Here is a 12,117-nt window from a genome sequence, read left to right on the forward strand (position 1 = left end):
GTTCTGCTTCTGCTTCTGCTTCTGCTTCTGCTTCTGCTTCTGCTTCTGCTTCTGCTTCTGCTTCTGCTTCTGCTTCTGCTTCTGCTTCTGCTTCTGCTAGGACAGGCTCAGGCTTCTCAGTTTCTTCTTCAACAATTGTTTTTTCTTCTGCTTGATCGGCAGCATCTTCTGTAGATTGTTGCTCGGCGGCAGGTACTTCCGCTGCTTCTTCTTTTACTGATTCTTCAGTTGTCGGTTTTTGGCTTTGCTCTTCATCACCAAAACCTAGCCACGAAAGTAATCCGCGCTTCTTTTTTTCCGTCATCTGGGGCTATCCTAGATTGTCTTCTTATCTATTAATGACTCTTTTCTGACAAGAATATTATCTTGACAGAAAAGGCGAATGACAAAGTTGTGAAAACTTTCCAATTAGGTGAATCTAATCTTATTAGTGTTACACTCTGTCATCTTGAATATTCTGGGCTGTATCCAAGCTCAAAGCTTGGGCGATTGGATATAGTATCACTTTATTAGCGGTCAAAAAATCTATGGTAAGACGTCGCCAGCAAAACTCATCACAAAAAAAGCCAACAACGGGCTTTGTTCGCATTATTAGTGGTTTATGGAGAGGTAGAAAGCTACCTGTTCATGACGCTGAAGGTTTGCGCCCAACCACGGATCGCGTAAAAGAAACCCTATTTAACTGGTTAGCTCAAGATGTGCCGCAAGCAAAATGCCTCGATCTATTTGCTGGCTCGGGCGGCTTAGGCTTTGAAGCCGCTTCTCGCCAAGCAGAGCTTGTCACCATGGTGGAGCTAAATCCACAAGCATTTCAGCAGTTACAAAAGAACATTGCATCATTGAATACTAGTAATATTCATGTAGTGAACACCGATGCGTTAAGCTTTTTGAAGCAACCGGGTACGCCACATCACGTAGTATTCATCGATCCGCCGTTTCGCAAAGGCTTATTGGATGAAACCGTGACCTTGCTTGAGCAAAATGGCTGGCTGGCTGAAGATGCGATGATTTATATTGAAACAGAGAAAGAACTAAACATTGCTGGGCTTCCAGAAAACTGGCGTCTGCACCGCGAGAAAACCGCAGGCCAAGTCAGCTACCGCTTATATGAACGCGCAACAGCTTAAAGCCTCAATTTAAAAGGATAGTTAAATGAAAGCATTATTGATACTGGCTAAAGCGGCCATCGCCTTTGTCTGGTTTATATTAATCCTCAACATCTTTATGCCCTTTCCAGGTAAAGCGGCCATTGCGCTGTATATCATGGCGGCATTTTTGTTCATTATGCATGGTCTACAAATGGCGATCTTCATCGGTGCATTTGGTGACAAAATTAAGATGAGCAGTTGGGAGAAATACTCGATTTTGATTTTTGGCATCTTTGCTCTGCTCGATATCCGTCGCAAGCATATGATGTAGAAACCTCAGATAAACAAAAGCCGCTCACTAGAGCGGCTTTTTTGTATTCATCCGGTGGACAAAGGCTTAACCCATGTAGCTCTTCACGCCATCAAGGAACATCTGAGTAGAAATCATCACCAAGAGTAATCCCATCAAACGTTCGACGGCTTTCAGACCACGTTCCCCTAAAATACGGTGGAAGAAACTGTAGAACATCAAGATAAAGAACGTCGCCCCCCCATGCAATCAACACAGCTGCCGACAGCTCCATAATCTTATCTGGGTGCTGAGAAGACAATAGCAACAATGCAGCAATCACAGATGGTCCAGCTATCATCGGAATCGCCATCGGCACAATGAATGGTTCTTCGCCAGCCGCTAAACCAGTAATACTGCCCGCACTAGGGAAAATCATCTTAATCGCGATGATAAATAGAATAATACCGCCAGAAATACTCAAGGTTTCAGGTTGAACATGAAGGAAGCTCATGATGCTTCGGCCTGCGAAGAGGAATAGCATCAAAATCATCAAGGCAAACAACAGTTCACGGATTAACACTTTACGGCGACGCTTGGCATCTAGGTGTTTGAGAATGGACAGCACAATCGGCAAATTGCCGAGCGGGTCCATAATAAGAAACAGCATGGTCGCTGCAGAAAGAATGTCCATGTTCTGACCTCGACAGGAAAATTGGCGGCCAGTATAACAACGTGAATACGTGAATATATGGTTGAAGGCGAAATGGATTTCCCGCCCTCAACGAATAACGCTTAGCCGCCGCTTAGTGATTACAAACGCGCGCCATGTTAACCACAAACTTACCTTCCAGTTCGCGTACTTTTTCGCGCTTTAGCAAAAACTCTAGCAATGCATCTAAGTCTAGATCATTCAGCTTACAGGTATGAAAGCGCGCATCTGTGCCGAAATGAGCAGCAAGTTCATCACGATTCATTGGGGTTTCACGGAGTAGGTTCAGCAAGTTATGTGCATGAATTTCAGTCATCATCGATTCCAATCTTCAAAGTTCGTCTGGGCAGTGTAACTAAAACATGATCGATTGCTTTGACCTAAGTTAGTAAATGATAGAGGCAACAATTAATGCATGGGCTAAGAAGTAACTGCCGCTCACCCAGACATAGGCACGCTTCATCGGCTTACGATAGCCATGTATCGCGTAAGCTAAGGCAGAATAAATCATCACTAAGGTGCCACTAAACCCGATCGCATTAGCAAAGCTTGGCACTTGTAACCAAACCTCACCCGCCGCCCAAGCCAGTTGAACTAGCATGATACCCATGATCACGACCGGAAAGACCATGGAATCTAACTGTGGCAGCAAGAGGAAGAAAGCCACAATACTTGCAGCAAGCAGTAAAGCTAACAGCCACCACACAATGTCACCATTGAGCTGAACCCAGAACGATTTGCTATAACAAATTTGTGCCAGTAGATAACCAGCAAAATAGAGAGGCTTACGAGATTTAAACGAATGGAGCGTATCAGCAAACATCGAGACCACGAGACCACCCACGATCCAATAAGTATGTGGTGCTGAAGAACCCTCAGTCAGTGCCAAAATCAGCAGCAATAGCAGAGTAAAAATTTTAAATGTTAGAGACTGCGTTGGATTGGCCTGTTTTGCCCCCAACACGGAATACATCCCCGATAGCCCAATCGCTAACCAACTCCACATGCCGATACACCTTTCACGTAATCTCGCCGCTAGTCTAGGTAGACCAATCTTGATGTAAAGACATAATCAATGAAAGTTGGATCTCGCTAGCGAATCAAAACATTTCGTAATCACCACGGACTCAATCAACGAAGTGACAATCTATTCACCTCTAAGAATAGCTCGGCCTTTCAGCTCACCATAGACAATACTGTGAAAAATAAACCGCCACTTTGTTCACCACACGAGCACTATGTGTAAATAACCAACACAAAACTAAAATCCATCACCTCTGTGCACCAAGAGGGACAAAACCGCCTTACCTATAAAGAATAAACCGCTATCAGCCCAGTAATCATGTAGATTAAAAATTCAGACAAATCAACATAAGTAACTGATATAACTAACCATCAAGGAGATAAGTCGAAAAAACCCAACCATTTCCAATCAAGACTGAGCCTATCCGTTTTTGAGGCTGTAAATTTCTCATCAGATAGGAAAATACGTTTCCAAACCCCTTAATTTAAATCGACCTAACTAGCATTAAATAGAATTTTCTCAACTTTTGAGAAATTCAGCAAAAATAGATCACCAAACACACCATAGAGACAATAAACACTATAACACCATCACATTAACCATATTTAACACATAAAAATCATACACTTAAAAACAAAAAGAAGAAGAATTAGACAAGTCGCACACTTTAACAACAGCACAAAAAACACAGTTTTATTAGTCAATAAAGGGTCAATAAACGAAAGTTAAGTGTTAGTTTTGAAAAGTTTTGCGCTTTGAAGTTGATCAACAGCCAAAAACAGTGCTATATTATTTACATCGAGTTCATCAATGATTTTAGGGGTAGTGTTATGATTTCTTCTTCTCAAAAACAAGGGCTGGTAATGATTGCAGTGGTTGTTGGTTTAATGACACTGCCAATGATGTACTAAGTTACTGTTTAAAATAAAAAAGGGACGCTTCCGCGTCCCTTTTTTATTGTTCAATTTTTGTAGTCTACAAATGCTTACTTAGAATATCCCAGTGCATGTAATAGAAGCCAAGAGCAGCAAGCGTAATCAAGGCCATTAACAAAATAGCCGCTCGCCAAATAAAGCGAGAACTTCTTGGCGTAAGTTCCTTTTCACAGGCATCACATGCCGCCATAAAGCCTTTTCTGTCGTCCAACTTATAGTCTTCTTCGTGAACAATCTTATTGCGCACGGTTGCGATAAAGCGTAATTTCGCTATAACGTCGTGTGGCAAGCGTTCTTCACAGCTGCTGATCAATTGATGCAACCCCTTCCCTTCCGCATGATATTGCGTACGCAGAAGTTTTTCGATGGTTCGGGTACGCATGACTACTTTCTCAATATCTGACATCGCAACCCTCCTTACTTGACCATTCCTTTGTCTGTCATCTCATTCTTCTATAAATTTAGAACTTTTTCGAGTCAAAAGGTGCAAATTTCCTTTTAAATTGTGCTCTTGAACGCATATAAAATGTGAAGTGCGCCGAATAAAATCTACGACGCTTTTACTAGATCACGAATAATTTATCTCAACTCATAGTTTAATCAGGGAGTTCTGTAAAATAGGCGCCAATGAAACATTGGAGGTTATCATGCCAATCTCACTTATTTTGGCTCTATTCGCCCTAATTGCACTTGGTGCATGGGTATTTTTCCGCTTCTACAGCAAGCATTACTTTGGCGAAGACGCACCTGAACAAAGCGCTCAAGTGACCATATTAGACAAACAAGTAATAGAAGTGCCAGAAGCAGAGCCAGGTCAAGACGATCAAGAATATTGGATTTATGTACAACGCGGCTCGATTGGACCAAAACGCGAGTTTCAAATCGGTGTGCACTATTACCACGCTCTAAATCCCGGTGATAAAGGCACACTGACTTACTGTGGCGACAAGTTCTTACACTTCGCCCTAAAACGCTAAACTACGGCAACAACCAGCGAGTCTTGGCGGACCTGGAGAACAAATAGCTCATCGCCAAGGCTCCAGCACCACTTAATACAATCCACACCGGAATCACCCATGCAGGGTGCCCTTGATACCAACCGAACGCTTTCATCGGCCATAAAAAAATTGGGTGGAGAAGATAAATACCCAAACTGTGTTGACTAATAACACTCACCACTTTTTGCGCTTTTGGCGCCAAACCTTCTCCAAAGTAACGACACAGCATAAAGATCATCGACGCAGCTAAGATCACATTCAATGTTTTGTATGATAGCCAACGCCCCACTGTGTATTTATCTGCCTCTAAGCTATTTGCGACAACCATAGTAAACGTCACCACTAATGCCACCAGCCCAAGCGCAGCAAACGCTGTAACCATAGAACGATTGAGCGGTACTTTCTTAAACAAAACATAACCGAGTGGTAAATATCCCATATAAAGCCAGTATTGATTACTCCACGGTCCATCAATTTTGAATAAGAATAAAGTGCTGGTGAGTAGCCAAACCGCCAGATACGCATAGAGGACACTGTCATCACAATTACGGACTACCCATTGAAACAACGGAATCACAAAATAGAGCGGAATAAAGTAATAGAAGAATCCAAGGTGGTAGTAGGTTGCATGATGCGGACTGTTGCTCACCACTTCTTCAACGGTGGCAAAGTCAAAGCCTTGCGCCGTCCAGCCTGACAAATACGCATAAAACATCGACCAAATAATAAAAGGGACTAACACCTTACCTAAGCGCCGTTTGAAGTAGTACTTGGCATCAAAAGGACGCGTATCGCTGAGCATCAATGCCCCCGTGATCAAAATAAAAACTGGCACTGCCCAACGAGTCACGCTATTTACACCCACCGCGGTTAACCATTGGTCAAATGGAATCACGCCCAACTCATTACGATATGGTGCTAACACATGGATGGCGATCACTGCTACCGCCGCCACACAACGTAATAAGTCGAAAAACAGAACCCTTTCTCTCATACCCTTTCCTAATTTGCGTAACTTCACGCCTATAGCATAGGGCAATTTTCATCCAGTGAAATAGTTAACAATCTGTTTTTGCTTATTTTTAACCCTACAATGACGCTAGAACATCATTCATCTGCAAAATAAATCGCTCCAACATCTATTGCGAAGTGAATTCGGTAACCCTAAGCTTTCTCGGATATGAAACAGCTTTAAAATCTGTGTTCCTTTAGGATGCCAATTAGATTATTAAGAGAGGTCTTTATGAAGAAAACATTATTAGCGTCACTGGTTTGTGTAGTGGCTTTAGCTGGATGTAATCAAAAGGAAGAGGCCGTGGCACCAACACAATCGCAACCGGAAGCGAACCCTATCTGCAGCGCTGAAAACCTTGCTGGCGGCTGGTCACAAAGTGAAGTGACTCCTGAGGCTCAACAGGCATTAGATTTTGTACTTGGTCAGATGAATACCGCGGCTAAGCTAAAAGAGATCTTGAGCGTACGTACTCAAGTGGTGAATGGCCTTAACTACGCGATTGAATTCGAAATGGACAATGGTGAAGTTTGGAACACCATCGTTTACCGCTCACTGAAAGGTGATATGGAAATGACGCAGCCAGCACAACAAGGCCGCATTTGCCCATAAGCAAGACTTGCTGATTTGCGATACTGAATCGTAAAAACAAAAATGGCTCCCAAAGCGGAGCCATTTTTTATTCTGAATCGTAAGTCGATTTAAGCCGTCGCCACTTTGGCTTTTGGTAGCTTGATAGAGATGACCGTCGTTAGCGCTAAGAAAGCAAATGACACCCACAGACATGCCGCTAGACCCGCTTCTTGGTAAATCCAACCAGACAGAACCGTACCGATCAAACGTCCCATCGCATTCGCCATATAGTAGAAGCCAACATCCAGTGATACTCCATCGCCTTTCGCATAACTAACGATTAGATAAGAGTGCAGAGATGAGTTCACCGCAAACACAGCCCCGAAAATCATCAAGCCCACCACAATAACAAGCTCTGGTTGCCAACCGATTTGCACGCCATAAGCTATCGCACCAGTGATGACAGCAAGTATACCTGCCCAAATTAATGCCGCGCTGCCATCTGGCACTCGACCTTGCGCTTTGCCGGTAATACGAGGCGCAAAACCTTGAACGAATCCGTAAGCAATCACCCAAGCCGCAAGGAAGCCACCCACCATCAGGTGATCCCAACCAAACACGCTGCCAAGATAAATTGGCAGTGCAACAACAAACCACACATCACGAGCGCCAAATAGGAACATACGTGCAGCGGAAAGAATGTTCACCGACTCTGACTTGGAGAAAATCTGACGGAACTTAGGTTTGCTCTTCGCCTTACCCATGTCCGCCTCAAGCCAAATCAAGCTGCATACAAACACAACGGCCAGCACACTTGCCATGATTATCATCGAAGTTTGGAAACCAAACGCCGATAGCAGCAAACCACCAACGAAGAAACCCGCACCTTTCAGCGCATTCTTCGAGCCCGTTAAGATCGCAACCCACTTATAAAGTGCACCTTGCTGCTCGTCTGGCACCAAAATTTTGATCGCGCTCTTGGCACTCATCTTATTTAAGTCTTTGGCAATACCTGAAATTGCCTGCGCCGCCATTACCCAAGGAATGGTCAACCAAGCATTGGGCACTGCCAACATCAGCAAGGCAAAAATCTGCATCCCTAAGCCGACGTTCATGGTTTTGTTCAAACCAAGTCGAGCACCTAGCCAGCCACCAACCAAGTTGGTCACTACGCCAAAAAATTCATAGAAAAGGAACAGCGAAGCAATGGCTAAGCTTGAGTAGCCTAAGTCATGGAAGTAAAGCACTACCAGCATACGTAGTGCACCATCCGTCACTGTGAAGTTCCAATAGTTGAACGTCACAAGCATATACTGACGGATACTTTTGCTTAGTTTTGAAATCATAACGACCTCAGATGTACAGCATTTAGGGTATTTAGATCATGATATTCCAAATGCTCTATGACCTGAACACCAGCATTGAGTCATCTCAATACTGGCTCTAAATTGTGAAACAAGAACTGATGAAACACCTAAACATTATTCATTAATAAACAGTGAGTTAAACGTAAAACCAATAAAAGGAATCACATAAATTGGTAAGCCATTACGGCATAAAGAGAGCTTTTGAATCATGATGTTCCAAAAGCTCTACAAGCTGATCAAGCGCCTTGAGCTACGCGCTCGATGTACTCAACTTGTACAGGCTTTGTGAAAGCACCAGGACGCAGCGCTTGCACTTCACGTACGATGTCTTCTAGCGCCCAATCTTTCTCTAGCAGTAGGTGCGCAGCAAACAAACCTGTGCGACCAGAGCCACCCATACAGTGCATTGCCACCTTGCCACCTTGAGCAAGAATCGCGTGCAGTTCAGGACTCGCTTGTTGCCATTTTGCAGCGAAGTCTTCGCCTGGAGCACAGTCATCTTCAATTTCAATTTGGAGCCATTTCATGCCCAACTGTTGGGTTATATCGCCCAATGCAGACACGTCTTTGGACGCTAATTCAACATCATCAAGGGCAGTAACAATCGCTTCTACACCTTGCGCTTTTAGCTGTTCTAGCGAAGTTTGCAGTTCCACACCTTTGGTACCTGGACATGGAGTCAGTACCAATGCGCCCATTTCTAAATCTAATTGCCATGTAGGATGAGACATCTTAAAACTCCTTATGCCATACCAACGTTACGAACCAATTCCGCAGTACGCGTCGCGTAACCCATCTCGTTATCGTACCAAGCGTAAATCTTCACCATGCGAGAGCCCACGACCATGGTTGATTGCGCGTCGACGATAGTTGAACGTTGGTCGCCTTTGTAATCGATAGAAACTAATGGACGCTCTTCAAAACCAAGGATGCCTTTTAGCTCGCCTTCAGAAGCTTCTTTCAGTAGTGCGTTAACCTCTTCTGCCGTGGTATCACGTTTCACATCAAAAATGATGTCTGTGAGTGAGGCGTTTGCTAGAGGAACACGAACCGCGTGACCGTTAATCTTATCTTTCAACTCTGGGAAGATTTCCACAATTGCAGTCGCACTGCCCGTTGTAGTTGGGATCAGGCTCATACCACATGCACGTGCACGACGCAGGTCTTTGTGCGGCGCATCCAGAATCGTTTGTGTATTGGTTAAATCGTGAATCGTTGTGAATGACGATTGTTCAATGCCCAGTTTCTCGTGAATCACTTTCACTACTGGAGCAATACAGTTGGTTGTACAAGACGCTGCGGTCACGATACGGTGCTGCGCTGGGTCGAAGATGTGGTCGTTCACACCAACGACGATGTTTGCAACACCTTCTTCTTTCACTGGTGCACTAACAACAACACGCTTTACGCCTTGTTCTAGGTATTTGTTTAGGAATGAGGTTTTGCGATGAACGCCCGTTGCTTCAATCACAACATCACATTGACCCCAGTTCACAGCGTCGATATCGCGTTCTTGTGAAGTCGTGATGCGCTTACCATTGATCACCATGTCTGTGCCTTCAACTTGCACTGCATGATTCCAACGACCTTGAACTGAATCGAACTCAAGTAAGTGGCCAAGCGTCGCTGCATCACCCGCTACATCGTTGATGTGCACGAACTCTAGCTCTGGCCAGTCAAACGCAGCACGCAGTGCCAAGCGACCAATTCGACCGAAACCGTTAATACCTACTTTAATCGTCATAATCTTCTACCTTTTCAAACCTATAAACTGGTAACGCTTACTACTAGCAGCAAGCCGCACGAGTTTTATCGTGCAATCGTGAAATATCGTCTTGGTACTCTTGTTTTAAGCAGTTCGAAGCGACCAAGTCATCAATCAATTTTTGCATCCATCCTGGTAACTGTTGGGACAATTGATAGAACACCCACTGTCCCTGGCGTCTATCTACCAAAATGCCATTCGACCTTAACAGAGCTAAATGACGAGAAATCTTTGGCTGACTTTCTTGTAGCGCATAGGCTAGATCACCAACGCAGGTTTCCCCTTCGCGCACAACAAGCATTAAGCAGCGCACACGAGTTTCATCGGAAAGAAGTTTGAAGAATTGATGCGGAAGCATTGTTACATACCTATATATGGATATGCGTATATACTTATTTAAAACTAGGATGCCGTCAAGCGATCGCGCTCGACTGTAATAAAAGTTTAATAATTGATCGGATTATGCGCCAACGAAAGTCTGGCTCAAGCGCACCGCTTCACCAAGCTGAGACTTAACATCGTCAAAGGAGAGCCCTAGCTGTTGAGAGAATTTTTCCACACCATTCCAGTCAGCACGTTCGTAACATTCTTCTAGGGCAATGAGTGCTCCATAAGCGCCTTCTCGATGCAAAAGCGCTTGTTTTAAAGCGGGGCTAAGTGGTAGCTGCTCTACAAGAGAATCTACTGATAAATCGAGCATGGCATCAAGAATTGACAATAGCCCGACCATAAAGCCTTGCTCATTGAGGTGTGAAAATGGCTGGTAGCTAGACATCAACTGGCAAAATTGCGCACGTTGCAAAGACAGATTGTACAACTCTCTGGGTTTGTTACTCGAGATATAAGATGCCACCACCAACGAGACAAACATCTTAAGCTTCTCTTGCCCCAAATAAATCAATGCTTGGCGAAAAGAGGTAATAGCGACCTCAAGATTGCTTGATTGTGTATTTACAAAGCGCAACAACTTGTACGACAACGCGACATCTTGAGTAATGATACTTTCAATCCGATCAAAATCAGGGTCTGGTACACATACTTCACGAAACAGCTTCAGGGCAAGAACCTGCTCAGGACTGACGTACTTCGTTTGGGATATTAGTGGCTGACTAAAAAAGTACCCTTGGAAAAACTTAAAGCCAGCCTCTTTAGTCGCTTCAAATTCTTCTTCAGTTTCAACTCGCTCTGCAAGAAAGTGGTACTTAACTCTTTTCTCTAAATGACTTTTGACTAACTCGCATGCCTTATCTAAGCCCATAGCCATAATGTCGAGTTTCACTATATGGACGTAAGGCAAAAATCGACGCCACTCCTGAGTCAACGTAAAGTCATCTAGAGCAATTAAATAACCTTCTCGATAGAACTCTCGAATTGCATCTAGAAGGTCATCAGTTGGACGGCATGTCTCCAGCACCTCAATAACAATTTTGTTTTTGGGTAAGCTGCGAGGCAATCTGCGCACCAAGCTTTGATGAGGAAAATTGATAAAGCAGCGTGATGAAGCAATAACAGGGTTAGTGCCGACAGAAAGAAAGTTCTCGACGATAAGTCGGTATGTCGCTCGATTTGAATCTATATGAGCAGGGTAAGCATTGCGCTCACCATCACGGAATAACAATTCATAGCCCAGCGTCTGTCTTTTACGGTTAAAGATTGGCTGGCGAGCGACATACGTAGTATTCATGCTAAAGGACAACTCTTCTGGTAGCTTATGACTTCGCAGCCGCTAATAATGCACCACATCCCATAAACATTGAACCGAATACTTTGTTTATTTTGCCCATGATCTTACCTGAACGAATAAAACGTCCCATTTGTGCGGCCAAACTGGTGTAGCCCAGCATCACACATGCATCAATAACGACAGTCGTCCCCCCCCAAGACAAGCAGTTGGGTTAGCTGATCTTTTGCTGGGTCAATAAACTGTGGAAACAGCGCCACTAAGAACACAATAGATTTAGGGTTAGTCAGGTTGATAAGAATGGCTTTGTACAATAATGACTTACCTGACATCGTGTTATGAGTCTCTGGTGTGACCAAACTAGACGTATCACGCCATTTTTGAATACCAAGCCACACAAGGTAAGCTGCACCCACCCACTTAATAACGGCAAATGCGGTTGCCGATTGCGCGACCAAAGCACCAATACCTGCACCAACCAGAGCAATATGAATTGCCAGGCCGATCTGTAAACCAACAATAGCGCCCAGAGACTTGCGCGTGCCGTAACTCAAACCATTGCTGATTGAGTTGACGGTACCAGATCCCGGAGCCAGACTAAAAACGATTGCTGTTACCACATAGGCTAACCAAACATGGGTATCCATTGCATTTCCTCAATAATTCTTCGATG

13 protein-coding genes and 3 pseudogenes are annotated in these 12,117 nt (G+C 44.1%); 4 read left to right on the plus strand and 12 right to left on the minus strand.

The window, feature by feature from the left end; genetic code table 11:
- Positions 1 to 304, minus strand: a pseudogene (locus B853_RS14585) (signal recognition particle-docking protein FtsY); the annotation flags it as partial.
- A 223-nt stretch (positions 305 to 527) separates the two neighbouring features.
- Here B853_RS14585 and rsmD point away from each other — a divergent pair.
- Together rsmD and B853_RS14595 are read left to right on the plus strand one after the other, a co-directional pair.
- Positions 528 to 1,127 (plus strand): 16S rRNA (guanine(966)-N(2))-methyltransferase RsmD, encoded by a 600-nt coding sequence (gene rsmD, locus B853_RS14590; protein WP_010444480.1) that lies wholly within the window; start codon positions 528 to 530, stop codon positions 1,125 to 1,127.
- Between the two features lie 25 nt (positions 1,128 to 1,152).
- Positions 1,153 to 1,419 (plus strand): DUF1145 domain-containing protein, encoded by a 267-nt coding sequence (locus tag B853_RS14595; protein WP_010444482.1) that lies wholly within the window; start codon positions 1,153 to 1,155, stop codon positions 1,417 to 1,419.
- 66 nt (positions 1,420 to 1,485) lie between these two features.
- On the opposite strand, the pseudogene B853_RS14600 reads toward B853_RS14595, so the two are convergent.
- The 4 genes and pseudogenes from B853_RS14600 to B853_RS14620 form a co-directional block, all read right to left on the minus strand.
- Positions 1,486 to 2,071: pseudogene (locus B853_RS14600) on the minus strand (YhgN family NAAT transporter).
- A gap of 112 nt (positions 2,072 to 2,183) precedes the next feature.
- On the minus strand, positions 2,184 to 2,405 hold the full coding sequence (locus B853_RS14605; protein WP_010444493.1) for a YecH family metal-binding protein: 222 nt from the start codon (positions 2,403 to 2,405) through the stop codon (positions 2,184 to 2,186).
- Positions 2,406 to 2,474: 69 nt separating this feature from the next.
- Positions 2,475 to 3,095, minus strand: a complete 621-nt coding sequence (locus B853_RS14610; RefSeq protein ID WP_010444497.1) for a lysoplasmalogenase — start codon at positions 3,093 to 3,095, stop codon at positions 2,475 to 2,477.
- A gap of 993 nt (positions 3,096 to 4,088) precedes the next feature.
- Complete coding sequence (locus B853_RS14620) at positions 4,089 to 4,454, minus strand: hypothetical protein (RefSeq protein WP_010444498.1); 366 nt, start codon at positions 4,452 to 4,454, stop codon at positions 4,089 to 4,091.
- Between the two features lie 241 nt (positions 4,455 to 4,695).
- On the opposite strand from B853_RS14620, the gene B853_RS14625 reads away from it, so the two are divergent.
- On the plus strand, positions 4,696 to 5,025 hold the full coding sequence (locus B853_RS14625; RefSeq protein ID WP_010444499.1) for a DUF2500 domain-containing protein: 330 nt from the start codon (positions 4,696 to 4,698) through the stop codon (positions 5,023 to 5,025).
- A gap of 1 nt (position 5,026) precedes the next feature.
- Here the strand turns inward: B853_RS14625 and B853_RS14630 are convergent, their stop codons facing one another.
- Positions 5,027 to 6,040, minus strand: a complete 1,014-nt coding sequence (locus tag B853_RS14630; protein ID WP_038887296.1) for an acyltransferase — start codon at positions 6,038 to 6,040, stop codon at positions 5,027 to 5,029.
- A 249-nt stretch (positions 6,041 to 6,289) separates the two neighbouring features.
- Here B853_RS14630 and B853_RS14635 point away from each other — a divergent pair, with 249 nt between their 5' ends.
- Positions 6,290 to 6,670, plus strand: a complete 381-nt coding sequence (locus B853_RS14635) for a cystatin domain-containing protein (protein ID WP_038887298.1) — start codon at positions 6,290 to 6,292, stop codon at positions 6,668 to 6,670.
- Positions 6,671 to 6,759: 89 nt separating this feature from the next.
- On the opposite strand, the gene arsJ is transcribed toward B853_RS14635, so the two are convergent.
- From arsJ to rhtB, 6 genes and pseudogenes are all read right to left on the minus strand, one after another.
- Positions 6,760 to 7,977: an organoarsenical effux MFS transporter ArsJ gene (gene arsJ / locus B853_RS14640; RefSeq protein ID WP_038887299.1), complete on the minus strand. Its 1,218-nt coding sequence runs from the start codon at positions 7,975 to 7,977 to the stop codon at positions 6,760 to 6,762.
- Positions 7,978 to 8,234: 257 nt separating this feature from the next.
- The gene (locus B853_RS14645; RefSeq protein ID WP_038887301.1) at positions 8,235 to 8,729 is read right to left on the minus strand and encodes a cyclin-dependent kinase inhibitor 3 family protein; all 495 of its coding nucleotides are present in this window, start codon (positions 8,727 to 8,729) and stop codon (positions 8,235 to 8,237) included.
- An 11-nt stretch (positions 8,730 to 8,740) separates the two neighbouring features.
- Complete coding sequence (locus B853_RS14650) at positions 8,741 to 9,742, minus strand: ArsJ-associated glyceraldehyde-3-phosphate dehydrogenase (protein ID WP_038887302.1); 1,002 nt, start codon at positions 9,740 to 9,742, stop codon at positions 8,741 to 8,743.
- A gap of 43 nt (positions 9,743 to 9,785) precedes the next feature.
- Positions 9,786 to 10,121 carry a metalloregulator ArsR/SmtB family transcription factor gene (locus B853_RS14655; RefSeq protein ID WP_010444511.1) on the minus strand — a complete coding sequence of 112 codons (336 nt, stop codon included), beginning with the start codon at positions 10,119 to 10,121 and terminating at the stop codon, positions 9,786 to 9,788.
- Positions 10,122 to 10,223: 102 nt separating this feature from the next.
- Positions 10,224 to 11,447 carry an EAL and HDOD domain-containing protein gene (locus B853_RS14660; protein ID WP_010444513.1) on the minus strand — a complete coding sequence of 408 codons (1,224 nt, stop codon included), beginning with the start codon at positions 11,445 to 11,447 and terminating at the stop codon, positions 10,224 to 10,226.
- 25 nt (positions 11,448 to 11,472) lie between these two features.
- Positions 11,473 to 12,091, minus strand: a pseudogene (gene rhtB, locus B853_RS14665) (homoserine/homoserine lactone efflux protein).
- Positions 12,092 to 12,117 lie beyond the last annotated feature (26 nt).

This window comes from Vibrio rotiferianus CAIM 577 = LMG 21460 (assembly GCF_002741985.1).
Classification (GTDB): Bacteria; Pseudomonadota; Gammaproteobacteria; order Enterobacterales; family Vibrionaceae; genus Vibrio; species Vibrio rotiferianus.